General features: G+C 59.9%; 25 protein-coding genes and 1 tRNA gene. 7 read left to right on the top strand and 19 right to left on the bottom strand.

Annotated elements, in window-relative coordinates; translation table 11 throughout:
- Positions 1-45: 45 nt before the first annotated feature.
- The gene (locus P0111_17750) at positions 46-1,497 is read right to left on the bottom strand and encodes a hypothetical protein (protein MDF0645875.1); all 1,452 of its coding nucleotides are present in this window, start codon (positions 1,495-1,497) and stop codon (positions 46-48) included.
- A 214-nt stretch (positions 1,498-1,711) separates the two neighbouring features.
- Between P0111_17750 and P0111_17745 the strand changes: the two genes are divergently transcribed.
- Complete coding sequence (locus P0111_17745; GenBank protein ID MDF0645874.1) at positions 1,712-2,287, top strand: hypothetical protein; 576 nt, start codon at positions 1,712-1,714, stop codon at positions 2,285-2,287.
- A 40-nt stretch (positions 2,288-2,327) separates the two neighbouring features.
- On the opposite strand, the gene P0111_17740 is transcribed toward P0111_17745, so the two are convergent.
- On the bottom strand, positions 2,328-3,479 hold the full coding sequence (locus tag P0111_17740) for a methyltransferase domain-containing protein (GenBank protein MDF0645873.1): 1,152 nt from the start codon (positions 3,477-3,479) through the stop codon (positions 2,328-2,330).
- Positions 3,480-4,100: 621 nt separating this feature from the next.
- Between P0111_17740 and P0111_17735 the strand changes: the two genes are divergently transcribed.
- On the top strand, positions 4,101-4,388 hold the full coding sequence (locus P0111_17735; GenBank protein ID MDF0645872.1) for a hypothetical protein: 288 nt from the start codon (positions 4,101-4,103) through the stop codon (positions 4,386-4,388).
- A gap of 4 nt (positions 4,389-4,392) precedes the next feature.
- Here P0111_17735 and P0111_17730 read toward each other — a convergent pair whose 3' ends face one another.
- Positions 4,393-4,614: a DUF433 domain-containing protein gene (locus tag P0111_17730; protein ID MDF0645871.1), complete on the bottom strand. Its 222-nt coding sequence runs from the start codon at positions 4,612-4,614 to the stop codon at positions 4,393-4,395.
- A 230-nt stretch (positions 4,615-4,844) separates the two neighbouring features.
- Positions 4,845-4,919: transfer RNA gene (locus P0111_17725), tRNA-Thr, on the bottom strand.
- A gap of 138 nt (positions 4,920-5,057) precedes the next feature.
- On the opposite strand from P0111_17725, the gene P0111_17720 reads away from it, so the two are divergent.
- A complete protein-coding gene (locus P0111_17720; GenBank protein ID MDF0645870.1) occupies positions 5,058-5,288 on the top strand; it encodes a hypothetical protein in 231 nt (76 codons plus the stop codon).
- A gap of 168 nt (positions 5,289-5,456) precedes the next feature.
- On the opposite strand, the gene P0111_17715 is transcribed toward P0111_17720, so the two are convergent.
- The 6 genes from P0111_17715 to P0111_17690 form a co-directional block, all read right to left on the bottom strand.
- Positions 5,457-6,380, bottom strand: coding sequence for a GDSL-type esterase/lipase family protein (locus P0111_17715; GenBank protein MDF0645869.1), 924 nt, complete (start codon positions 6,378-6,380; stop codon positions 5,457-5,459).
- 239 nt (positions 6,381-6,619) lie between these two features.
- A complete protein-coding gene (gene phoU, locus P0111_17710; protein ID MDF0645868.1) occupies positions 6,620-7,300 on the bottom strand; it encodes a phosphate signaling complex protein PhoU in 681 nt (226 codons plus the stop codon).
- 19 nt (positions 7,301-7,319) lie between these two features.
- Positions 7,320-8,105, bottom strand: coding sequence for a phosphate ABC transporter ATP-binding protein PstB (gene pstB, locus P0111_17705; GenBank protein MDF0645867.1), 786 nt, complete (start codon positions 8,103-8,105; stop codon positions 7,320-7,322).
- 5 nt (positions 8,106-8,110) lie between these two features.
- Entirely contained in the window at positions 8,111-9,055 is a 945-nt protein-coding gene (gene pstA, locus P0111_17700; protein MDF0645866.1) for a phosphate ABC transporter permease PstA, read from the bottom strand.
- Positions 9,021-9,965: a phosphate ABC transporter permease subunit PstC gene (gene pstC, locus P0111_17695; GenBank protein ID MDF0645865.1), complete on the bottom strand. Its 945-nt coding sequence runs from the start codon at positions 9,963-9,965 to the stop codon at positions 9,021-9,023. Before pstC ends, pstA begins: the two co-directional genes overlap by 35 nt.
- A 23-nt stretch (positions 9,966-9,988) precedes the next feature.
- Positions 9,989-11,002, bottom strand: a complete 1,014-nt coding sequence (locus tag P0111_17690; protein MDF0645864.1) for a PstS family phosphate ABC transporter substrate-binding protein — start codon at positions 11,000-11,002, stop codon at positions 9,989-9,991.
- A gap of 273 nt (positions 11,003-11,275) precedes the next feature.
- Here P0111_17690 and P0111_17685 point away from each other — a divergent pair, with 273 nt between their 5' ends.
- The 4 genes from P0111_17685 (at position 11,276) to P0111_17670 (ending at position 14,772) form a co-directional block, all read left to right on the top strand.
- The gene (locus P0111_17685; protein MDF0645863.1) at positions 11,276-12,841 is read left to right on the top strand and encodes a hypothetical protein; all 1,566 of its coding nucleotides are present in this window, start codon (positions 11,276-11,278) and stop codon (positions 12,839-12,841) included.
- Between the two features lie 74 nt (positions 12,842-12,915).
- Positions 12,916-13,449, top strand: coding sequence for a Slp family lipoprotein (locus tag P0111_17680; GenBank protein ID MDF0645862.1), 534 nt, complete (start codon positions 12,916-12,918; stop codon positions 13,447-13,449).
- A gap of 79 nt (positions 13,450-13,528) precedes the next feature.
- On the top strand, positions 13,529-13,855 hold the full coding sequence (locus tag P0111_17675; GenBank protein ID MDF0645861.1) for a hypothetical protein: 327 nt from the start codon (positions 13,529-13,531) through the stop codon (positions 13,853-13,855).
- Positions 13,843-14,772, top strand: coding sequence for a hypothetical protein (locus P0111_17670; protein ID MDF0645860.1), 930 nt, complete (start codon positions 13,843-13,845; stop codon positions 14,770-14,772). The genes P0111_17675 and P0111_17670 overlap by 13 nt, the downstream gene beginning before the upstream one ends.
- Before the next feature lie 11 nt (positions 14,773-14,783).
- Here the strand turns inward: P0111_17670 and P0111_17665 are convergent, their stop codons facing one another.
- The 9 genes from P0111_17665 to gspG form a co-directional block, all read right to left on the bottom strand.
- Complete coding sequence (locus P0111_17665) at positions 14,784-15,866, bottom strand: PstS family phosphate ABC transporter substrate-binding protein (GenBank protein MDF0645859.1); 1,083 nt, start codon at positions 15,864-15,866, stop codon at positions 14,784-14,786.
- Positions 15,867-16,033: 167 nt separating this feature from the next.
- Positions 16,034-16,981, bottom strand: a complete 948-nt coding sequence (gene gspK, locus P0111_17660) for a type II secretion system minor pseudopilin GspK (protein MDF0645858.1) — start codon at positions 16,979-16,981, stop codon at positions 16,034-16,036.
- The gene (gene gspM / locus P0111_17655) at positions 16,968-17,519 is read right to left on the bottom strand and encodes a type II secretion system protein GspM (protein MDF0645857.1); all 552 of its coding nucleotides are present in this window, start codon (positions 17,517-17,519) and stop codon (positions 16,968-16,970) included. The genes gspK and gspM overlap by 14 nt, the downstream gene beginning before the upstream one ends.
- A complete protein-coding gene (pilM, locus tag P0111_17650; GenBank protein ID MDF0645856.1) occupies positions 17,516-19,090 on the bottom strand; it encodes a pilus assembly protein PilM in 1,575 nt (524 codons plus the stop codon). The genes gspM and pilM overlap by 4 nt, the downstream gene beginning before the upstream one ends.
- A gap of 57 nt (positions 19,091-19,147) precedes the next feature.
- Positions 19,148-20,050, bottom strand: a complete 903-nt coding sequence (gspN, locus tag P0111_17645; GenBank protein ID MDF0645855.1) for a type II secretion system protein GspN — start codon at positions 20,048-20,050, stop codon at positions 19,148-19,150.
- Entirely contained in the window at positions 20,047-20,664 is a 618-nt protein-coding gene (locus P0111_17640; GenBank protein MDF0645854.1) for a type II secretion system protein GspJ, read from the bottom strand. The genes gspN and P0111_17640 overlap by 4 nt, the downstream gene beginning before the upstream one ends.
- Positions 20,639-21,049 (bottom strand): prepilin-type N-terminal cleavage/methylation domain-containing protein, encoded by a 411-nt coding sequence (locus P0111_17635; protein MDF0645853.1) that lies wholly within the window; start codon positions 21,047-21,049, stop codon positions 20,639-20,641. The genes P0111_17640 and P0111_17635 overlap by 26 nt, the downstream gene beginning before the upstream one ends.
- Position 21,050: 1 nt before the next feature.
- A complete protein-coding gene (locus tag P0111_17630; protein ID MDF0645852.1) occupies positions 21,051-21,704 on the bottom strand; it encodes a type II secretion system protein in 654 nt (217 codons plus the stop codon).
- 72 nt (positions 21,705-21,776) lie between these two features.
- Positions 21,777-22,331, bottom strand: coding sequence for a type II secretion system major pseudopilin GspG (gspG, locus tag P0111_17625; protein MDF0645851.1), 555 nt, complete (start codon positions 22,329-22,331; stop codon positions 21,777-21,779).
- Positions 22,332-22,344 lie beyond the last annotated feature (13 nt).

Here is a 22,344-nt window from a genome sequence, read left to right as displayed (position 1 = left end):
TGCAACCCGGCGGTCGCACCGGACACCACGCGCCGTCGCATTATCCTACAAGCCGGCGATGAAGTACTCGTCCGCCGAGGTCGCCGCGAGGGGTGCAGCCGGCGCGCTGCCGTCGGCCAGTACGCACAGAAGGTCACGTTGTCCTGACTGGGTACGTTCGAAGCAGGCGAATCCTCCCGCCGCTCCCGCAAATTCATCCAGCGAGGTGCCGGGCGTCAGTTGCACTAGACCCGTGCCGTCCGCTTGGACGCTATAGAGCGCGCGCGGACTGGTCATGACGCTCGACCCCATGACCCGTTCGAAGATCACTCTGGAACCGACCACCCCGCCGTAGGAATCATCCTCGGTAAACGTCGCCAGCGGGATTTCGCCGCCGGAGCCGTCGGCCTGAATGCCGTAGAGATTGTCCAGTCCTCCCACGGTGCGACGGAAGATGACGCGCGAGCCCACAGCTCCCACCACTTCTTCGTTCGACGGCGATGTCGCGAGGGGAACCGTATGCGTTCCATCCGCATTCACGCTGTAGATGTCCGTCTGGCCGTTGACAAACCGGGTATATACGATCCGGCCGCCGACGATCTCACCCACGAACTCATTGCCGGGATCGGTGGAAAGGGGAACGGTGCCGGTCCCATCGCCGTTGACGCTGTAGAGATCGCAAGGGCCGCTGCAACGGTGGTACACGACACGATTGCCGCTCACCCCGCCGAGAAAGTCATTGTCCGGATCGGAGGACAAGGGTACGACCGCCCCCCCGTTCACCGGTACGGCATAGAGATCCGGGACAGATTGAGACGAGGGCAGAGCGGAATAGATCACGGATGTGGCGACCGCTCCCTGTGTGCCGATGAGGGTGATTTGGCCGCTGGGGCTGCCGGTCGCATTTACGAGCGGGCGAGAGTCGCTGCCGTCCGGCAGAATGCTATGAAGCTCGTTGTTCCGGCGGTACACGACTCGTCCCGCCACGCTTCCTTCGTAGAACGCGATTGATTCGCTTCCCGGTGTTCTCTCGGCCGGACCAATGGTCTGTCGGGCGCTGCCGTCCGTCACCACGCTGGTCAAATCGCTTAGATGAACGCCGCTCGGCAAGGCGAAGAGCTGATCGTAGACGACGCGGGATCCGACCACATCCCGAACCACCTCGTCGTCCGCCGCATTGGCCAGGGCTTGTCGGCCTGTGCCTGAGACAGATACTTTCCAGATGTCACGCTGGTCAGCACCCGAAAAGGGGACAGTCTGGGTTTGATACACGATGAGCGACCCGGTAAGTTTGGAGAAGGAGGCACGGACTCCCGATTCGTCGACTAACGTGACCTGGCCGCTTCCGTCGGTTTGACTGCGAAAGATGGATTCTTGGGAGCCGGTTGACCGTCCCCAGATCACCCCGGCAGGCGAAGGGGTAGACGAAGCGGTCGGCGCTGGATCCGACGCGGCTCCGCCGCCACCGCTGCTGCAACCGCCGAGCATCACGAGAAACGCAACAATGAGTACCCACATGACTGACCTCCTCAGCGCATGGTGGCGTCCGTCGGCCCACTGATGCTCCCGGCAGGCCGATGTGTGGTCATCTGAGGGCATTTTAGGAAATTGGCGATTCCAGGGGCAAGAATATAAATGGGTGAAGGATAGAATGGACACTTTCTCTGACGAATAGAGCCAGGTGGCCCTGGTCCTTTTGCTTCGAGAAAGGAAGGAGGGTATTCTTGCGGACATGAAATGGTTGTACCCAACGCTCGTTGCAGTATTGTTGGGGCTCGTGTTGACGGCGTATCTGACCGCCGCATGGAGTCCCTCGTTCAAGCTGTCTCGTCTATGGAATCAAGACGGCCGTCCGGCGGAAACACGCGGCGCAACCGAAAAGACCGCGGAGGCAAAGACCGTTCTTCAGGACGTCCTGTTGGAGGAGTTGCGGCGAATGCATCATCTCCGACCGCTCAGCGATCAAGAGCGAGGTTCGAGGATTCAGAATCTACCGATGGGAATATTCGGGTTTTCCGAGTGCAGCGAGTCGCTTGAACCGAAACGGGATGGGAGGCCGTCGTTAGAGGTGCAAAAGCGCCGTGACGGGATTGCCTACTATGTCGGCTATGCGTCGGATGAGGACATCGGAAAATACTTCGCGAGGCTCAAGAATTTTCACATCCTGACCTACAATCAGGCCACGGGCAAAGCTCCATCATTGCTAGAGATCCCGATCGATTTCGTCGCGAAATGCGAAGCCCGTCAATCCCCAGACGGCCCGATGTTCGATCTGTTCGTGCGGGACATCCCGGAATTGCAGTCTTGATGGAGGTCAAAGGACCTCAGGTGATGTAGGCCGACTCCACTTAGCTCCGGTCCGGTTTGCGCAGATCAATGAGGCAGTACGCGCTCATGATGGAGGTGAGACGCGGAAAAGCGGTTTCCACCAATCGTAGGGCTTTGGCTGCTCGATTCGATTGTCCAAACAGCCACTCGAACTCAGACTTGTTCAAGATTCGAAGCGACTCAACCGAGTGTTCGTTTGTCAGTTCTCCGGCCACCTGTTTCCACCATGCGCGATTTCGAAAGAAGTAGTAAAGCTGGTGGGGTGCCGGTTCACGACCAGGGGCATTTGGGGGCATGTGAGTGTGCGCGCTACCTAGATGCAGGACCTTCCACAGTTTTCGAAAGATCCTCAAGACAAAGAAAAGACCTGTGTGCCATATCGAGTATCGTACCTCTGTGAAAATGCACAGATGAGCGTTCGGTCGAATAACACGGAAGAGCTCCTGAACGGCTCCGAGCTGAAGAGATTCCGGGATATGTTGGATGGTGTAACCGGAGACCGCGCCGTCGAAGCAATTGTCTCGAAAAGGCAGCTTGCATATATCTGCCAGGCAGCAGATATCCGTTTGTCGTAGTTTCATGCCGGCTTCCTGTAAAGCGGTGATCGACATGTCCACGCAGACCCGGCTCTTCAAAAACCATGAAAATGCCAAGTACTCCGCGTGCGGGATGGCGCCGCTTGCGGCATCGAGGATGAAGTCGCCACCTGGTAAACGATCGAGAATCGAGAGATGGGACATCAACTCATATGTCCCATGTCCGACAAGCCTGTTCTGGGAGAAAAGCGCAGAGTCGTTATAAACGCTCTGCGTATTTTTTTTCCATCCGAACCGGTCGTACCAATCTCTAACACTCTCGGTGATGTCATCGACTGAAATCTGCAGCTCGCTCGTGGAACCGGTTTCTGAGAACCGGCTGCTGATTCGAAGCGAAGTGTGTTCAAGGAAATACGCGATTGTCTCCGTCAGCGGGTACGCTCTCCGATCAGCGTCGGAAATGAACGCGCCGATGGTCTCATCCGGCAGACGCTGACGCTCATCTTCAGGTAAGCATGAAAGAAGATCCTCGAGCGGCACCAAGCGGAGGTCGGTTTTCGTACGTGGACAGCAGAGAATAGCCTGAAGGGAGCTAAATCTGGCAAGTGACGGTTCATAGGCTGTTTTTGGTGCCACGCTATTCTCGCGCCTCCTTTTCCCCATTCATCTGAGCAGATCGGCAGAGTCTCAATTCTGCACATACCTCAACCCTGAGTCAAACCCACAAGCATCAATATCCAAGACAACGTCGCGGTGCGATAGAACTTCCATCCCTTGTCCTGGCGGGTTCAGACAAGAAATCTATGAAGGAAGTCTGGCGAGAATGACCGGTTAGTGCCTCGCCGTCGCTTTCACGACCTCGGGCATTGTGCCGCGACAAACCTGAGACGGGCGTGTGATGCTTATCCGGTCGCCAAGAATAATCTGAAGCGCTCATGGTCGGGGCCAGCAGGGGTTGGAGCTGGCGAGAGGAATTCAACCTCCAACCGGCGGTTTGCCAACGACATCTGAGCCAATTTCAGACCCACCATTCACCGCACTAGAAGCAATACAATCACATGAAGCATTAGCAGGTTAGATGACCCAGCCAGGTTGCGTCGCGTATCGCGATTTGGCAGGAAAAATGGTTGCGACGGTTACCCTTACGATGACACTTATCTACGGTGTATTTTCTTGGTCACTTCTGCGGAGGCGCACACGAATTCGTGTGCGATCGACGATGACCAGCGAGCCTGTTAATTCGTCCGCACCGGTTTCTTGGATGAGGCGCGTAAGAGCGTCTTGCGTTTCTTCAACCGTCGTTGGCCAGACGCGAAGTCGAACGATACCGTAATGCTCTCTGGAGGGAAAAGAACGGTCATCAGCAAAATCTTCATCGAACGAAATGATGAGCGCCTTATTCCGCACAGCCCAGGTGAAAACGGCTTCGTCCGTCCGTCCCGAGAGGCCTACATCGTTCGTATGGTGGATGAACCAAGTCGGCTTGATATGGCGGAGCCAAGAAGCGATTGCGCGGGGAATGTTCTGGTCGAGGAGAACGGTTAGCCGGTCAGGCACGTGGGATGACTCTCTCTTCATCCACTACGTGACTCGCATATTCAAGAGCGGCGGTCACGTCCTCAACGGTGATTTCAGGATAGGCTTCGATGATCTGTTGGCGAGTATACCCGCCTGCAACCAGGCCAAGAATATTCGTCACCATGATCCGGGTGCCGCGAATGATTGGTTTTCCGCTGCAGATATGGCGATCAACAATGATTCTATCGTCCATCGGTCACCTGTTTGCCACAGTTACCATCGAGTTCTGAGTGTAGAGCGAGGAGGCATAGAGTGTCCAGCCAAAGGTCTCAATCTCTAGCAGGATGTAACCAAGGCCAACGGCCAACCGATGCGCCGGAGTAGAGCTGAACTCGGGGTCGAAGTTTCAGAAGAGTTGACTGGTGATGCTTATCCGGTCGCCAAGAATAATCTGAAGCGCTCATGGTCGGGGCCAGCAGGGGTTGGAGCTGGCGAGAGGAATTGAACCTCCAACCGGCGGTTTACAAAACCGCTGCTCTGCCATTGAGCTACGCCAGCCACCGATGGGGTGAAGGTAGCGGAAAACGTAACAACTGCATGCCACCCTGTCAAGCAAGGTTGTCTGTGGGCCGGTTCTTGACCTCTCGGCGCAGACGGTTTATCTTTCCGGCGTTTTCACTCCAACGGGGAGGCGCTATGGGACGCTGGTATTTGACGGTTGCCATAATGGGATTTTCCCTGGCCGCATGCAGTACGACGGAATGGGTTCATCCCAACAAGCCGCCAGAGGAATACACCAACGATTACAACAAATGCCAGAACGCCGTGCTGAGCGATCCCAAGCTGCAGCAGGGCAGCAAGCTTCTCATGATGAATGCCACCGAACGTTGCATGCAGAAAGAAGGGTGGCGCCTCATCGAGCGCTGAGGATTCGACGCAGCTTCCCATCTCCTGCCAGGGAAATCCTGGATCGAGTCGAGAATGAGTCGGTCGTCTGTCTGGATTCCCTGAGGATGTCGCTTCCCCCTACAGCTGGAATTAGATTCTGATCACGGGCGACCGTTTGACCCGCGACGGGCGGCTCATTCATAGCCGTCACCGCTCCCCTAGAAGGTCTTTCACCACCGGCTCGATGGCTTCGGCCCACAGCATATATCCGTTCGCGCTGAGGTGGTCAAAATCGGGCATGATGACTGGGGAAATCGTACCGTCCGGATTCGTGAATCGGTTACCGATGTCTAGATAGTGAATCATCTTCCCATCGGCGATGGTTCGGAAAATCGCATTGGCAGCCATGGCTCTCGCTCGCTGTGGGTTGTCGGGTCGCTCGCCGGACGGGAAGATGGCCAACAGGAGAATCTTGCTCTCGGGAATCTTTTCACGGAGTTTCTGGACGACAGCCACGACCCCATCGGCGATGTCTTGCGGGCTGTTGCCGTCGATGGAATTGTTGTCGCCGATCAACAGGACAATGGCCTTGGGATGGATTCGGTCAAAGTTTCCATGTTCGATTCGCCAGAGCACATGCTGAGTGCGGTCGGCATCCATCCCAAAATTGGCGGCCTTGCGCCTCCCGTAATATGAGTGCCAAACCTCTCTGCCGGCTTCATTCCATCGCTGTGTAATGGAGTCGCCCAGAAACACGAGGTCGATGTTGCCGCGTCGAGCGATTTCGTTGAGTTCGGCATGTCGTCGAAGCTGCCAGGCGCCGTTTCCATAACCCAAGGCGGTCCGGGTCGACGGTTTCGTGACTGAATACGGGGGAGCAGGGTGGCCTTCGGTGCTGGGGCTACGGTCGTCGCAGCCGGCAAAGATGAGCCATCCCATGAGGAGCATCAGAAATGGATTGGCCGCGGTGACGACACTCATGCTTGCCAGGGTAACGAGGCAGATATCCGCACGGCCATTCCATCGCCCGGGCAGAGCAGCGCCTAACGGATTGAGGTGTTGAATCTCCGTCGCCTCGACGCAGAGGCGAACCGACACATTGTTACAGTTGTAGGACAGGTCACGTTGCATTGTAGGAAGGTTGTGAACTGAGTGCAAGTGACCGTAGTGGGTGGTCGTAAGTCAGCTTCCTCCTGCGTGATGCCCACGAAGGCGGGCATCCGCTCCTCGAATACGACTCAATGCAGAGGAGCAGGCCGTGACTGGATTCCCGTTCCCGTCGGAATGACGAACCCCACTGCTTCTGATGGCAAACGGACTCACTAGGTAGTGGGTCCGTTTGAATCGCAACCCCTTCGAGCCTGGATGCTTCAGGCGCCGTTGTCCGCACGCGCGTGTTCACTCGTGTGGCGGATGATCTTGCCTTCTACCATGTAGATCACCAATTCTGCGACGTTGGTGGCGTGGTCGGCGATACGCTCGAGGTACTTGCCGATGAACGTAAGGCGGATGGCGCGGGTGATCGTGCCGGGCTTTTCGAGCATGAAAGACAGGAGTTCTCGGAACAGTTGGTGCGTGAGGTCGTCGATAACATCGTCGTCCGCACAGACTTTTCTGGCCAACGCAGCGTCCGAGCGGACGAACGCTTCCAGGCATTCGCCTACCATCCGCATCGTCCAGCTCGACATGCTGGGAATGTCGATATAGGGTTTGAGCTGCGGCTCTCCGTTCAACTCGATGACGCGTTCGCTGATGTTCTCGGCCAGGTCGCTCATGCGTTCCAGTTCGGTTGAGATTTTCATCGCCGTCGTGATGAATCGAAGGTCGCTGGCGGCCGGCGCTTGCAACGCGAGTAGGCGGATGCAGGTCTCGTCGATCTCCACGTCGAGGCCGTTCACGAGGGCATCGCGTTCGATGATGCGGGAGGCCAGGTGCACGTCTCGATTCACCAGCGCCTGGATCGAACCCTCGATCTGCCGTTCGACCAGCGCACCCATGCGGAGGATCTGCGTCCTCAGTTCCGCCAGTTCTTGATCGAAGTGCCGTTGCATCGTATCCCCTCTCCGATGACTAGCCGAACCGGCCGGTCACGTACGCTTCGGTCAGTATGTTCGATGGGTTGGTGAAGATCTTGTCCGTTCGATCGCACTCGATCAAGCGGCCTTCGTACATAAAGGCCGTGTAGTCGGACACGCGAGCCGCTTGCTGCATGTTATGGGTGACGATCACGATCGTCACCTTCTGCTTGATATCGTTGACCAGTTCCTCGATGCGCGCGGTCGCTGTGGGGTCCAGGGCCGACGTGGGTTCGTCGAACAGGAGGATTTCCGGTCTCGTGGCCAGCGCCCGGGCGATGCACAGGCGCTGCTGCTGTCCTCCCGAGAGGTTGAACGCCTGATCGTGGAGGCGGTCTCTGACCTCGGGCCAGAGGGCTGCATCGCGGAGGGCCCGCTCGACGGCCTGATCCAGGTCGGCTCGCTTCATGCCCCCGCGGATCTTCAAGCCATAGGCCACGTTTTCATAAATGGACTTGGGAAACGGGTTCGGCCGCTGGAAGACCATCCCGACGCGCATGCGGATTTCGACGGGATCGATGTTGGAGGCCACCAAGTTGATCCGCTCCGGATAGAGCAGCAGCTCGCCTTCGTACCGGTTGCCCGGATACAAATCATGCATCCGATTGAGACACCGGAGATAGGTCGTCTTGCCGCATCCGGACGGTCCGATCAGCGCCGTAGCATGACGATCGGGCAAACCGAGTGAAATCCCCTTCAGCGCTTGGACGTTGCCGTAGAAGAAGCTCAGGCCTCTAGATTCCGCCTTCAATCCGCTGTTCGGTGGTGCTGTTACGGACATGTCCTCTACCAACGGATTCGTTTCCTAAAACGCGCACGCACCGCGATCCCCAACCCGTTCATCGCCAACGTCATCAACAGCAGAATCAGCCCTGCCGCCGCGGCGTTCACGTGGAAGTCCTCTTGCGGCCTCGAGACCCAGTTGAACATCTGAATCGGCATGACGGTAAAGGGATCGAGCATCCACTGGAATGAGATGAACGGTACGTCGGATAGCCAGGGAGGCTGCGGCAGAAATGCGATGAAGGACAGGGCGCCGACGGTCATCAGCGGGGCCGTTTCCCCCACCGCGCGGGACAGCGCCAGAATCAACCCGGTCATGATGCCTCCCATGGAGCAGGGCAGGACATGGTGCTTGACCGTCTGCCACTTGGTGGCGCCGAGCGCAGAGGCGGCCTCTCGGATCTGCGGCGGTACGGCCCGGAGGGCTTCGCGGGCGGCGATGATGATCATCGGCAGCACCAGAAGAGTCAGAGTCAAGCCGGCAGTCAGGAAGCTTTGCCCGAGGCGGAACTCATAAACGAACAGCGCGAGCGCCGTCAGGCCGTAGACGATCGACGGCACGCCGGCCAGATTGGCAATATTAATGTCGATCAGGGTGGTCAGCCGGTTTTTCGGCGCATACTCTTCCAGGTAGACGGCCGTTCCGAGTCCCAAGGGAACCGCCACGAGCGCGGTCAGTAGCATGACGAGGATCGTCCCGACCCAGGCGCTCAAAATGCCCGCCTGTGCCGCGAGCCGTGACGGATAGGAAGTCAGAAACTGCCAGGACAGGCGACCGACGCCTTCCACCGCCAATTGGCCGATCAGCGCGAGCAGCACACTGAGGACTGTCAGCGTAACAACAAATCCAGTCCGTGCAACCAGCACATCGACTCGCTTGCGGCGGGCCAGGCGCCTGCGATCGGGACCGGAACTAATAGACTTGGCGGTAGCGTTTTCTAAGGACATGGCCGGCCAGGTTGAAGATGAATGTCATGAGCAACAGTGTCAGACCCGTCGCAAAAATGGTCCGGTACCCGATGCTGCCGTGCGGGAGGTCTCCCAGGCTGACTTGAACGATATAGGCGGTCATCGTGGCGGCCGGCTCCAGCGGGTTCCAGGTCAGAGTCGGCTGCATACCGGCGGCGATGGCGACCACCATGGTTTCTCCGATGGCCCGAGACACACCGAGCACGTACGCGGCGGCGATGCCGGACAGGGCGGAGGGAAACACCACGCGGAGCGACGTCTGCATGCGTGTGGCGCCCAGGGCATAGGCGCCCTCGCGGAGGGCGAGCGGAACGGCCCGCATGGCATCCTCGCTCACCGAGCTGACGTAGGGCACGATCATGATACCGATGACGAATCCGGCGCTGAGCATGTTGAAGCCGGGCAGGTCCGGCCAGATCCACTGCAACGCGGGCGTGACGAAGAGCAGCGCGAAGTAGCCATACACGACGGTCGGCACGGCGCTCAGCAGTTCCAAGGCAGGCTTGACGGCTTCGCGTAGCGCGGGAGACGCGTATTCGCTCAGATAGACGGCAACCACGGTGCCGGCCGGAATGGCCACGAGCAGTGCCACGGCGGTGGTCACGACGGTGCCGGACACGAGGGGAAGAATGCCGTAGTGCGGCTCCGAGAACAGAGGCGTCCATTGGCTGTCCGTCAAGAAATCAAGGACCGAAACTTGTCGAAAGAACAGAAAGGACTCATAAGAAAGGACGCCGACGATCCCGACAGTGACGGCCACCGACGCCAGGGCGGTGATCATCAAGAGCCATTCGACGACCTTCTCTTTGAATCGTGGGGGAAAAACAGGCGGGACGTGAATGGCTTGCGCGTGCTTCAGTAGATCGGGCTTGGTGGCTTCGGCGTCCATGATGACCCTTCCTTCAGTGTGGCCTACGGTGTCGCTTCCCGACGCAGTAATTCCTCGATCTTGATGCCGATTGAGGAAGCGCCCTGAAAGGCGGTGCCGACCTTTCCGTTCCGAAAGTGCGTCAGTGCCAGATAGTAGGCCTGCGCGGGAAGCGGAACGTACTTGACCTGCGGCGCCAACGTCGCCGCCTGAGCCAAATAGAACTCGACGAACCGCTTGACCTCTGTGCGTTCGGCCGCTTTGGCGTTGGCATAGATGAACAGCGGGCGTGAGAGCGGCTGGTACATGCCGTTCTCGACGGTCACGCGGGAGGGCAGCACGGGCCCCTTGCCTCCATCGATCGCGACCGCTTTAAGGCGTTGCTGGTTGGGCTCGAAATACGCGTAGGGGATGTATCCAAGCGCTTGTTTGTCGTGAGAAATTCCTTGGACCAACGTGTTGTCGTCTTCGCTGGCCGTATAGTCGCCGCGGCTGGCTTTGGCTTTGCCGACCACGGCTTCCGTGAAGTAATCGAATGTCCCGGAGTCGGACCCGGCCCCGAACAGCTTGAGCGGAACGTTGGGCCAGGTGGGACGAATCTGGCTCCATTTCATGATGCGGCCTTGCGCGGAGGGTTCCCAGATCCGCTTGAGTTCATCCAGAGTGAGGTGGTCGACCCACGTCGCCTGCGGACTCACGGCAATCGTCAGCGCGTCGAAGGCGACAGGCAGTTCGATGTATGACACCCCGTTGGCTCGACAGGCCTCCATTTCACCGGACTGGATGGGCCTGGAGGCGTCCTGCAGATCCGTTTCGCCTCGGCAGAATTTCTTGAAGCCCCCGCCTGTGCCGGAAATGCCCACCGTGACGCGAACCGATCCGCGCGCGCTTTTCTGAAATTCCTCCGCTACGGCTTCGGTGATCGGAAAGACGGTGCTCGATCCGTCCACCTTGACCAGCGCCGTGGGCTGGGACAAGGTCGGGCTGCTGAACCACAGGAGCATTCCGATCAGGCCAAGGCCTGTGAGGGCGCTTCCGGCTTGCTGCATCCTCTTCATGGACGGGCTCCTTTCCTATGACTCCTTCGAGACGGCACGTTCGCCTCCTGCAACGCTCAGCATGTGCGAGGAATCTTTCGGCTCGATGACGTCTCTGTTAACACCGCGTTAATTTCTTCGCCCTGAGTCGGCAGAACCGCCGCGATTCCGAATCCTCGTGACAAGCATTTGTTAACAATCCTGTAACCGCGCGGCAATTGCGCCGTGATCCATCTCGGCTACACCCGTACTGTGACCGAGATCCAGTCCCATACCAACCAGGGGGGAATCGACATGACGAGGGTTCGATTACAGGTAAGCTCAACGTTGGGAGTGCTGGCGCTGATGCTGGGCCTGCAGGCGCCGCCGTCACTGGCGGGCACGGCGAAGAGCGCGCCGTCCGCCACGCCGCCGGTGATCGTGGCGCAGAAGGCCGACGAGCCGACGCCGACTCAGGGGCCGGCTCCGGCGAAAGACCTGCCGCCGGGCGGTACGGCGATTGAAGATCTGCTGCTGCAAAAGGGCGCGATTACGATGGACGAATGGATTCAGATCCGCGCGGAACAGGAGTATCGCGTGGCGGATCAATCGCGGCGCATCGATTCACTGGAAGAGTGGAAGAACAAGACGGAACTGCTGCCGATCCTCAGAGACAAGATCAATTTCGGACTCAACGCGTTGCAGTTTCTCTACGGTCATCTGGACACGCAGGTTCCGGAAGGACGCAGCCAGGACAGCTTTTCCATTCGGCGATCGGAAGTGCTGTTTTGGGGCAAGATCAGCGAAACGATCCCACGCTGGCACATTCTCATGGAGTTCCAGAGCATCAACCTGACGAGTAATACGCCGGCCGCAGCCAACCAGCTCGGGACCCCGACGGCTTCGACGTTCTTCCGCGAAAGCTACATCGACGTGAGGCCGATTCAGGCCTGGGCTCCAAATTTGAACCTCATCCGGCTCGGTATCTTCCGGATGCCGTTCGGTATCTTCACCGAACAGTCGGGTGGGTTGCGGGACGTGATCAGCTCGCCGTATTTGACGCAAGTCGGCGGCGGCGGCGGGCCGCCGCAGAACCAGAATGGAACAGGCGGATCGATCGAGTTCGTGCAGGAGCGCGACTATTTCATCGACGTGCGGGGCAAAATCGCCAACCGGATCGAGTATGTGACCGGTGTCATGAACAACAATAACTTCCAGGCCAATGCCTTGGTGAATACGACCTCCGGACTCGGGGGAGCTAACTCGCCGAAGGCCTGGTACGCTCGTGTGCGGCTGTTCGGAAACGACGTGTCCTTCGTCAGCTTCACCACCATCCAAGGCGAATCCAACAACGCGGGGACGTTGATCAACGGACGAGGAAAGGGGATATTCGATCGTTACGCGGTCGATTTCCGTTATACCTCGAAGATCCTGCCGGGCTTCATGGTGCAAGGCGAGTACTGGCAAGGGCACGACGGCGCCAACGCCACCACGGTGGGAATCGGCGCGAACGGGAACTGTCAAGTCACGGCGGTTTGCGGAGGTTCGGGAGCGCCCGGCATGATGAGAAGAACCTATTATGTGCTGGGCAAGTATCTCTTCACTGAGGGACCATTGGAGAATTTCGAGCCGACCGTCATGTGGGAGCAGTTCGATCCCAATACCAACATGGGGAATGATTTGTATGAACGAACCATCGTCGGACTCACCTACTATTTCGAAAATTTTCCACCCAAGGTTCAATCGAAAATCCAGCTCAATTACGAATTCCGGCATCACCAAGGTCTGGGCACCGGGCCCGACACACCGCCCTATAATTCGGCCACGGATCCTTTCGCCAACAATGCGTTCTTCGTGCAGTTTCAAGTCCGGTTCATGTAACCCTGGAAGCCGAAGCCGTCCGTGAAAAGTTTCTCATTGCATCGGAAAGCGGCTAGGGAGTAAGGAGGAATGATATGAAACGTGTCTCAGCGACTGCGATGTTGTTGGCCTCTCTGATATGGGGTGCCTGCTCGCCCTCTCAAGTGTTCGCTCCGGAGGTCATGGAGGGGGTGGATCAGGAGTTCGACTTTTCTCGATGGCGGGCGCTGCCGAACCAGGATGAGGGCAAGAAAGCGGAACTTGGCGGCGCCATCCTGCAATCTGACGTGAAAGGCGACGCGATCACGCTGGTGCTGAGGCAACTTCCGATCGTCAGGCATCCCGCCTACGGGCCGAAAGATACCGGAAAACGGAGCGGCGAGTTCGCTGCCACCTTTTCAGGAACCCTCGAACCGAAGTTTCTCCAACGAGGAAACAGAGTGATCGTGGTTGGAACAACCAGATTGGCAAAGGTCGTCGTCGTGGACGACATTCCGCGCAGCCTTCCGAACCTGGAGGTCAAATGCCTTCACATTTGGAATACAGGGGGGCGTGAAATTGCCGATTTCCCCTCGTTCGGAGCAGGATACGAAACGCTCGAAAACCAGACGTGGTGCGTCTCCCGATAGAAACGTCGCAGAGACCGCGGCGAGGGTGGGAGAGGGTGGGAATTGATTGAATAGAGATCGTCGGGCCAGGATGTGGCAGATGCGGCCATGGTATCACAGAGGCTGTCCGCTTCTCCTGTTGTTGATGGCCGGCGCTGCAGCGGCCGGTTGCGGTCATGGGGCCTCTCTCATCCGTGAGACCGAGACGGGCGGAGTCGTCACGTTTCCGATCCAGAACGAGGGAGATGTGTTGTCATCCGCGGGCCGACGGGATGCGCTTCGTGTGATCGCCGGCAAGTGTCCGAACGGCTCGCGCATCGTCAAGGAAGGGGAAATTCCCAAGATCAGCAAGACCGCCGATCGCAACTGGCGCGGGCAAATGGGGACCGAACGGATCTGGGGGATTCAATTCACATGTGGACAGTAATCACGGCGCCGTTTGTGAGCACGCGATGGGTCATCGTGGCATGCCTTGTCGTCACGGTCGCGGGAATGTCCGCCTGCGCGGCATTGACCGGTGAGCGGACGACCTACAATCAGGGGGGCGCGAAGGTCGGTCTTGAGCGTGATCCGTCGATCGCGCGCGCGAAGACCGAGGTTCACAATGCTCATCCCGCCAACTTGGCCGCGGCCGAAGTGCGAACGCTGCTGGGCGCGGTCGAAGTGAGCGGCTGGACGGGGACGATCGTCGGAATCTTCGAGAATCCCAGACCTGTGCCGTTGTTGCCCGATGAACAGCTTGATGCATACTCGGGTCCCCTGTCAGACGCCCTTCGGCAGGCCGGGGCGGCGGAGCGCGTGACGTTTTCGTTCCCCAAGCCCGGCGTGAAGTACAGCGACAACAGAACGATCGGCTCTCTGTTCGTCCGGGACAAGTATCTGCACGTCGTGCTCACCGATCATGCGTCGTTGACCCGTGCCGACACCGGCGGCGATGACCTGAAGGATCCGCGGGATACCAAAGGTATGAAGCTGTGGGTGGCAAGCCCGGCCCGCGCAGCCGTCGTTCCCGATGCCGAAGAGCCCAAGTGGGCGCCGTTCGAGACGGTTCACGTCTCGCTGGATATGAAGGAAGCCATCGCGCTTCGCTCGGCGAAACCCCCGGTCCAGATCGGCCGGGAGTCCGCCATGCCGACTCCGGCCGGTGGGGACGGCGGGCCGTCGAGGCAGGATCTGCAGAACCAAGTCCGCGAGCTCACGAACTCCAACCTCGAACTACGCGGCCGGCTGGACGATCAGGCCAACCAAATGAAGGCGTTGACCGAGGAGATGAATCGTCTTCGACTTGAGATGGACCAGGCCAAACCGTCCAAGGCGCCTCCCCGCAAGAGCTCCACCCCGTGAGGGTTGTCGCGCTAACGCCGAACCGGAGCCGATCCCGCCGCACTATCCAACGCGACAGCGCTCTTGTTGATCTGCTGCGCAGGCAACGGGAAGAAGCCGGCCTTGACCACCGCCTGCTGACCATCCTGGCTCATCAGGAAGACCAGGAACTCCTGGGCGGCAGGCGGGAGGGATGTTTTGGGAGACTTGTCCAGGTAGAGATAGAGGATGCGTCGCAACGGATAGGACTGGTCGGCGACGGCGGCGGGCGAGGGACTGACGAAGGGCATGCCGGCGGCTTCGGCCAGAGGAACGGCGCGTACGATCGAGGATTCCAGACCGAGGCCGCTGTATCCGATGCCAAGCTGATCTCGGCTGAGACTCAGAATCACCGAGGCCGCTCCCGGATTCTCATGCACCGCCGGGATGAATTCACCGCCTCCCAGACAGTGCTCCTGGAAAAAGGCCCGCGTGCCGGACTTCCTGTCCCGGCCGTAGAGCTGGATCGAGGCATCGGTCCAGCCGTCGGAAAGCCCGAGTTGACCCCACTGTGTGATCGGAGTTTTGTGCCCGCGCAGGCGGGTACTGGAGAACATCGCGTCCACCTGCTCGAGCGTCAGCGCGGTCAAGGGATTCTCCTTGTGGACGTAGATGGCCACGGCGTCGACCGCGACCGGTACGGCCATCGGTTCGTAATTATGCTGCGCGACGAATTCCTTGAGTTCCGAATCGAACAGCTCGCGTGAGGTCGCGACCAGGGAGAAATATTGCGAGCGCTCCTCCTTGAGCATCACTTTGCCGGTCTTGCTTAAGGGGGGTTGGAGAAATTCCTCGATCGCTTTGGACGATCCCCCGCCGCGCACTTCGATGCGGACGTTTGGTTGGCGGCGCTGAAATTCGAGACTCAAGCGGGAGAGCAGCGGGTACATGGTTTCCGATCCCTGGATCTTGAGGCTGCCCTTCACCTGGCTCTGAGGGGTGTAACGCGCAAGTTCGTTGTCCGGGCTCAGCGATGCGAATGGCCCTCCCTGTTCGGCGGCGGCGGGATCGACCGTTGCGGCGAGCGCACAGGCACCGATGAGCCATACACCTCGTTTGAGCATTGTGTGCAACATTCCTGGTTCCTTTCTCCGTAAAGTCGCCCGAATCAAACCGAGTTCCGTCGTCACATCTTAACCGGGCAGGGGTTTCCGGCCGGTAACCTGAATGTTACAAGATTGTTAACTCTCGCCGCGATCGACCGGGGAGCCGGCGTCTGCGGCTTGGGAAGGCAGAGCGGAGGCTAGAGGACGCGGTAATACAGGACGGTGCTGGTGCCGGTATTGGCGTCCCGGCGGAGGGTCACGATGGCGTGCCTGACGACGTCGTTGACGGTCAGCGTCATGCGGGCGGAAAACACGTCGCTCTTGATGTCGTACGCATTCTGAAGGCGCAGTTCCTTTCCCACCGCCTCGAAGCTTCCGACGCGATCCAGTTCTTGAATGGTCTTGTAGGGCCGGCCTTGAATGATCTCGCCTGCGACGGCCTGGCTGACGCGCGCATCCAACGTCTGCAGTACGATCAACTCGGCGGTATTGAGATTCATGCGGCCCTCGCCCTCCTGAGGATACACCGTGATATAGCGGGAGATCTTGTCGAAGCTGTCCGCTGTCATCCCCTTGACGAGCCGGAGTTCCTCCACAGTCTGCAGCGGGGCGTTCGCGGCCCGATACGGCGGATGCAGCGATTGGTAGTAGAGGGTTTCGGCGCCGGCCGGCTCAGGGGTATCGTCGGGGTCGATCCAGTCGACGATCGCATCGACGATTTCGGGGCTGATCTGCATCAGTTCGAACAGGCGCTTCACCCGGAGCACCTTGTTTTTTCTGGCGTTGGGGTCCCCTCCCGCCGCCAAGTCGTTGAGATTCAGCTTGCCGCGCTCGTCCTCAATTTGTGCGCTCAACATACCGTCTCCAATGGGGTATTGCTGAATCGGAAAGGCCCAGAGGTCCGTCGGCGCGTCGTAGAATTTTCCGGCTTGCCGGTCCTTGAGGAAATCCTGTTGGAGGACGGCCCTGGCCGCCTGTACCGCAGCGCGCGTCAACACCGTGGCCTTGAAGCTGTCTCGGAAGGCTGCCGCGTCCCGGTATTCACGCCGCGCCTCGGAGTCAAACTCCAAGATCAAGGCGACGAGGAGGGTGAGGATCAACAGCGCGAGAAGGAGGGCGACGCCGCGCTCGTCAGACCTTGACATAGGTGACGATTCTCAGCGAGGCATCCAAACTGACCGGATTGTCGTACTTCGGCTTGATCTGGATGTGTCGCACTTGAACATCGTAGGGTGCCTGCTCCAGCACGACCAGGAGTGCCAGGAGCTGCGGGAGTTCCACGCCGTCAAGGCGGAGATCGACGGCGGTTTCCTGATAGCCTTGTACCGTGGTCGGCTGCTGGGGTTGCATGCCGACGATACGGTCCCTGAGCTGAGCCGACGTGGCCGCCTCTTCCATGAAGGCCAACAGGGAGAAATTGCTCTCGGTCGGTGGGAGCCGTTGCTCGCGCTGAGCCAGTCTGGCCTGCTTCGCGGCGTATTCCGCGGCCAACAGAGTCAGCTCCGATCGTTCTTTCTGCTTGCGGACGGTTTTCCTCTCCAGCTGGTCCATCGTGGTGAGCAGCGGATCGATCAGCACCAGTAACAGAAGGCACGCCAGGAGCACCGCTCCCCCGATGCTCACGATCATCCGTTCGCGAGGAGCGAGATGGCGCCATCGCTCTTTGAGGGTCTGCATCATCATGGCTGCGGCACCACATAGGCCAGGCGAAAGACGACTTGGCTGGCGGTCGACCCGACTCGGGTGTCCGATACCGAGACGTCTTGGAACTTGCCGCTCCCGGAGAACGCTTGCTTGATTTTTTCCACCGCGTCGAACGACGCGGTTTCGCCTTCGAGATGGACGGTCGAACCGTCGATCGTCAGATCCCGGATGGTCAAGGGAACGCCGGACGGCAGTTGCTTCGCCAGGCTCGACAGGTGGGCCAGCATGTTCGAACGGCTGCCGTCGATGACGGCAAGACCCTTCTCGAGCTGTCCGACGCGATATCGTGCCACGTCGATCTCCTCGCCCGACCCGGCTCCTTCGCCGAAGCTGCGGACGAAGTCGGCGTGAAGCGCTTGCTTGACGTCGGTAAAGGCCCGGTCCTTGACGTAGACCCGCACGGAAAGGTCGATCAACGCCAGAATGCCGAGCACCACGGCGCCCCACAGGGCCAGCCGGCGGTCCTGACGCAACGCCGCCACCTGTGCGGCGGCGGCGGCAGTCCCGGCGTTGAGATCGACGGCAAGGTCGGAGCCGATGGCTTTGGTTTTCCAGCGTGGGCGGACGATCTTGGGATGGATGGCCAGGCCGAAGGCGATCGAAAAGGCTCTGGGGCACGACGCACCGAATCCCTGCCGCGGTCCGACGGGAATCAGCCCGAGCTCCTGGGCGACGTGTCCGCCCAGCTCCCGCAGTTTCGACCCTCCGCCTGAGACCCAGCAATGGGAGAGACGCTGGCGTCCGTTTCCCTCATAGGCGTGCAACGTTACGCGCAGTTCCTTCAACAGAGGCTCCAACCAGGCATTGACGTCCTGAGCGGCCATGGTTCGCTTGCGTCGCTCGGCCTCCGCAAAACTGCAGGCGTAACGGACGGCCAGGGCATGGGTAAGGTGATTGCCGCCCCACAGGAGGGTACGGAGCAGGGTCGGGCGCCCTTCTCGAATGAGGCAGAGCGTGGTCTTTGTCGCTCCGACATCAATGATCGCCAGTTCGCCGGGCACGCGGGCCCCTTCCTCTTGCAGGAACTGAGTGACCGAATAGAGCGCCATGCCGTCCACGCCGATCGCGGAGGGCTTCAAATCCGCCGCAGCTAGGAATTGAAGATGCTCGGCGACTTTCTCCTTGGGTGCGGCCGTCACGAGGACTTCGGCGGTCTTGGGTTTCTGCGGGGCGTCCGGCGATTCTCTCGCAGGCAGGACCATGCTCCCCATGGCCACGTCCTCCAGGGACATGGGGATGAGATTTTCCACCTCGAACGGTACGACCTGCGCCAGTTTTGCGGCGTCGCGGAACGGAAAGGACAGGGTGCGGATGAACAGGTCCTGACAGGGCAGAGCGGTGACAATGTCGCCGCCGCCGTAGAGACCGTGCTGCCAGAGGAAGCTTCGTAATTGACCGGCGCGCTTGGCCGGTTCGGCGGTTTCCGGACGACCGAAAGGGAGTGGAAGATGAAAGTACTCGACGGACTCCCGGCCGGTCAGGCGGCGGCGAAATCGCACAGCCTTAAATGCCGTCAGCCCGATATCGAGGCCCACACATTCGGCGACCATCTGAACTTCACTGTTCCAAGGGGACCAGGCTGATTCCTGGCACCAGAACCTTTGATACTACACCGACACCCTGGGATTTGCGATAGTCCCGAGCACTTTAAACGTGAGGGAGGTGCCGGGCGGGAACGGGGGGAGCGCCAGTCCGGCGGATTTTTGAGCCCAACCGGCTCCGGCTTGGACGGTGACGCTCAACTCCAGCTCGGTTTGTTGGATCGGTTGCATCAGGCGGAATCGGCCCTGTCCGGAAATTGTCCCGTCAGGACCCTCTCCGTTGAATTCCTTCACGTCGCATTGGTCGTTGCGGCACATGAGCGTGAGCATGACACGGTTGAATGTCAGCGAGGGAAGCCGGCTGGACCCCGCCGGGATCTGCTCCAGGGTCAGGTCCGCTGCTTCTGCCTTCCAGGTGCCGTTGCCTTTGAATGCGACGGTTCCGTCCGCGTTGCCGATCCAGGCCTGGTCCACATCGGCTCGGAAGAGACCTTTTGTGACGAGCGGCTTAAGGAACAACGAGAGATCGATCTGCTGGAGGTGGACTTTCACGGCCGTCGGTCCTTGAAAGGACCAGGACGAGGCCGTGATGGTTCCCGTGGCCCTGGCCGCGCCTGGCTGCCCCGAACCGGGGAAATGCACCAAAGCGTCCAGCGCGTGGCGTCCCGTGAGTTGGGCCCACAGCCCGACCTTCATGGTCATCGATTCGATCGGAAACGGAGCGGCGTTGGGTCTTGAGACCATCACGTCATGCCAGGCCACGCCGAGCGGCAATTCGACGGACCACCCTGCCGCCCGTACATCCCATCCGGTAGCCCGCGTAATTTCGGACAGGATACGGGCCTGCAGCGCCTGGAACGGAAAGGTCAGAAACAGGAAGCCGACGAAGCTGAGCGCTCCCGCTGCGGTCCAGAGGAGCGGCTCCTTCATGGAGGTTGCCATGCCGGACCAGGGCAAGCGCAGGGTCATGACGGGGCTCCGACGGACACCCACTGGCGGATGATCCGCGGCTCCGGCGCGTCCTGCTCGAGGCTCAACTCGATCAAGATCGCCGTCGGGACCCCGGACCTGGCCCGCCCGTCCCACTCATCTGACCAGATATTGCCGGTCCGGTTGTAGTAACGGACATTGAACCCCCGCACCTTCTTCGCCAGTTCCATTTGCTCCAGCGATTCGTCGTTGATGCCGAAGATATTGCGCCGGACGATCCGCATCAGGGCGGTTTCGTTCCTGGTATAGACGATGCGGACCATTTCCGTATCGGTTGCGGCGTTCATCGCGCGAAACGGTCCGACCGTCATGAACGCGATCGTATCGGCCGGTTCCCCTCCCTGTTGCCCATTGATGCCGATCCAGGGACTTGCGGGGTGTTGGAGGCTCATGGCCAGTTCGTCGGCCATGACGCGCAGCGTGCTCCGCAGCAATTGCTCCTCCGTCGCCGCGGCCCGGGTCCGGTCGATCGCGCTGGCGGTCAGATAGAGCGCGCTGAAGACCATCGTGGCGATCACGGCCACCAGGGCGACCGCCAGCAGCACCTCGACCAACGTAAATCCCTGCTCAGAGCGAGGCGGACGAAAAGACATAGGTGCTGACCTCGACCATTTCATCCGCAGCCCCCTGCGGCCAGATGATTTGGATCTTCACTTCGCGAACGTTCGGCAGCATGGTGGTCGTGACCAAGCGTTTCCAGCGGTATTTCTCCGCCCGATTCTGGAATCCGGCCGGCGATTGAGCTCCGGGAGGAGGGTTCTGAAAATCGCCGCCGGTTTCGCCCAGCGGAAAGGCGGTGGCCGCCTCCGTTTCCATCAGCTTCTCCTGCGCGAGCATGGTGGCAGCCACAATGTCGTCGGCCCGCGAGTACAGCCCCAAATCGAAGTTGCGCAAGCCGAGGAGAATCGGCAGGGCCATCGCCAGGATGGCCAGGGCGATCAGCACCTCCAGCAGGGTGAAACCTCGAGCGTCGTGCATCTTATGACTGCCCACCCGGCGCCACGGGCGCGGCGGGCTTGACCCCAGGAGGGGTCTGTTGAATCTGCAGCAGCTGTCGAATGCGTTCCGGCAGCGTCCAGGGTCGGGGAGGCTCAATTCGTTGATCGCTGACGCGGATGGTGGCCGTCACCGGCTCCACTTGGATCCCGAGCAGATTGTTGCTGTCGTCGGTGAGGTGCATCACGACGGGGTCGATTTTACCGTTGGGATAAAACAGCAGCGCAGCCCGGCCGGCGCTGCTCTTCTTCTGTCCGACCTGGACGTCCGTAATGTGAATCGATTCGGGTAAGTTGACCGGCGTCTGCCAGACTTCATTGAGGGGCACTCTCTCCTCACCGTCCTGGAGGATCATCGGCCAGTACTGTCCTCGTTCGAGATCGATGTGCAATCGCACGGGCTTCTGTGCGGCGACGGCCATCTCTTGGAATGTTCGAAGGGCGCTGACCCACTTGCGTCCGTTGGATGCAAGGGTTTCGCCGATCCCGATGCGTGGGATGATGATGGTCAGCAATCCGGTCAACAGGAAGAGCACGATGATGATTTCGAGGATCGTGAAGCCGCCCGTCCTCCGGAGCCGCTCCGGGGGACGGTCCTGCAGGCCCGGCTTGGCGGCGCGAGAAAGGCGATCTGTCATGGAAATGCTCCGAGCTGATCACCGCAGTCTACGGGGTGGCCTCCGTGATGATCCGGATTCCCGGCCGGGCGCTCAGTCCTTGTCGAGGTTCCAGTTGGTGATGTCGGCGTTCACGCCTTCTCCGCCGGTTTCCCCGTCGGTGCCGAACGACGTAATTTGGTAGTCGCCCTTGATCTGGCCGTATTGACCCTGTTGAACCGGGGCCGGGCTCATATACTTATATGGATTGCCCCACGGATCTTCAGGGACGTTCGGAATGTACCCGCCCAGCTTCCATTTCTTGGGAATGACCCCGACCGAGGGTTTCTCGACCAAGGCCTTCAGGCCCTGCTCCGTCGTCGGGTAGACGCCGTTGTCCAGCTTGTACAGTTGCAGTGCCCCCTCGAGATTGCGGATCTGCACCTTGGCGGCAGTGCGTTTCGCATCGTCCGTCCTCCCCATGATGCGGGGGACGACCAAGGCGGCGAGAATGGCCAGGATCGCCACCACGACCATGATCTCGATGAACGTGAACCCGCTCTGTCCCAGCAGCACGCGGTGGGGAAGCGGCCGCCTCTCCATAGGTCGAAAGCCGCGGGCGGTCCGCCCTGTTGTCTGTCCGTCGTTCGCTTCCATCCTGTCGCTCACCGCACACCTCCGT

This window comes from Nitrospira sp. (genome assembly GCA_029194535.1).
Taxonomy (GTDB): domain Bacteria; phylum Nitrospirota; class Nitrospiria; order Nitrospirales; family Nitrospiraceae; genus Nitrospira_C.
The sequence above is the reverse complement of the archived record's forward strand: the minus strand, read 5'-3'. Positions and strand labels throughout refer to the sequence as shown.

Excerpts from the sequence above, each read along its gene's own strand:
- P0111_17685 (MDF0645863.1), top strand. The coding sequence starts at position 11,276 with ATGACGAGGGTTCGATTACAGGTAAGCTCAACGTTGGGAGTGCTGGCG.
- pstB (MDF0645867.1), bottom strand. The coding sequence starts at position 8,105 with ATGTCCGTAACAGCACCACCGAACAGCGGATTGAAGGCGGAATCTAGA.
- P0111_17745 (MDF0645874.1), top strand. The coding sequence starts at position 1,712 with ATGAAATGGTTGTACCCAACGCTCGTTGCAGTATTGTTGGGGCTCGTG.
- P0111_17720 (MDF0645870.1), top strand. The coding sequence starts at position 5,058 with ATGGGACGCTGGTATTTGACGGTTGCCATAATGGGATTTTCCCTGGCC.
- pstA (MDF0645866.1), bottom strand. The coding sequence starts at position 9,055 with ATGTCCTTAGAAAACGCTACCGCCAAGTCTATTAGTTCCGGTCCCGAT.
- P0111_17675 (MDF0645861.1), top strand. The coding sequence starts at position 13,529 with ATGCGGCCATGGTATCACAGAGGCTGTCCGCTTCTCCTGTTGTTGATG.
- P0111_17640 (MDF0645854.1), bottom strand. The coding sequence starts at position 20,664 with ATGTCTTTTCGTCCGCCTCGCTCTGAGCAGGGATTTACGTTGGTCGAG.
- gspM (MDF0645857.1), bottom strand. The coding sequence starts at position 17,519 with ATGATGATGCAGACCCTCAAAGAGCGATGGCGCCATCTCGCTCCTCGC.
- P0111_17630 (MDF0645852.1), bottom strand. The coding sequence starts at position 21,704 with ATGACAGATCGCCTTTCTCGCGCCGCCAAGCCGGGCCTGCAGGACCGT.
- P0111_17730 (MDF0645871.1), bottom strand. The coding sequence starts at position 4,614 with ATGGACGATAGAATCATTGTTGATCGCCATATCTGCAGCGGAAAACCA.
- pstC (MDF0645865.1), bottom strand. The coding sequence starts at position 9,965 with ATGGACGCCGAAGCCACCAAGCCCGATCTACTGAAGCACGCGCAAGCC.
- P0111_17665 (MDF0645859.1), bottom strand. The coding sequence starts at position 15,866 with ATGTTGCACACAATGCTCAAACGAGGTGTATGGCTCATCGGTGCCTGT.
- P0111_17690 (MDF0645864.1), bottom strand. The coding sequence starts at position 11,002 with ATGAAGAGGATGCAGCAAGCCGGAAGCGCCCTCACAGGCCTTGGCCTG.
- P0111_17715 (MDF0645869.1), bottom strand. The coding sequence starts at position 6,380 with ATGCAACGTGACCTGTCCTACAACTGTAACAATGTGTCGGTTCGCCTC.
- phoU (MDF0645868.1), bottom strand. The coding sequence starts at position 7,300 with ATGCAACGGCACTTCGATCAAGAACTGGCGGAACTGAGGACGCAGATC.
- P0111_17750 (MDF0645875.1), bottom strand. The coding sequence starts at position 1,497 with ATGTGGGTACTCATTGTTGCGTTTCTCGTGATGCTCGGCGGTTGCAGC.
- gspN (MDF0645855.1), bottom strand. The coding sequence starts at position 20,050 with ATGACCCTGCGCTTGCCCTGGTCCGGCATGGCAACCTCCATGAAGGAG.
- gspK (MDF0645858.1), bottom strand. The coding sequence starts at position 16,981 with ATGTCAAGGTCTGACGAGCGCGGCGTCGCCCTCCTTCTCGCGCTGTTG.
- pilM (MDF0645856.1), bottom strand. The coding sequence starts at position 19,090 with ATGGTCGCCGAATGTGTGGGCCTCGATATCGGGCTGACGGCATTTAAG.
- P0111_17680 (MDF0645862.1), top strand. The coding sequence starts at position 12,916 with ATGAAACGTGTCTCAGCGACTGCGATGTTGTTGGCCTCTCTGATATGG.
- P0111_17670 (MDF0645860.1), top strand. The coding sequence starts at position 13,843 with ATGTGGACAGTAATCACGGCGCCGTTTGTGAGCACGCGATGGGTCATC.
- P0111_17635 (MDF0645853.1), bottom strand. The coding sequence starts at position 21,049 with ATGCACGACGCTCGAGGTTTCACCCTGCTGGAGGTGCTGATCGCCCTG.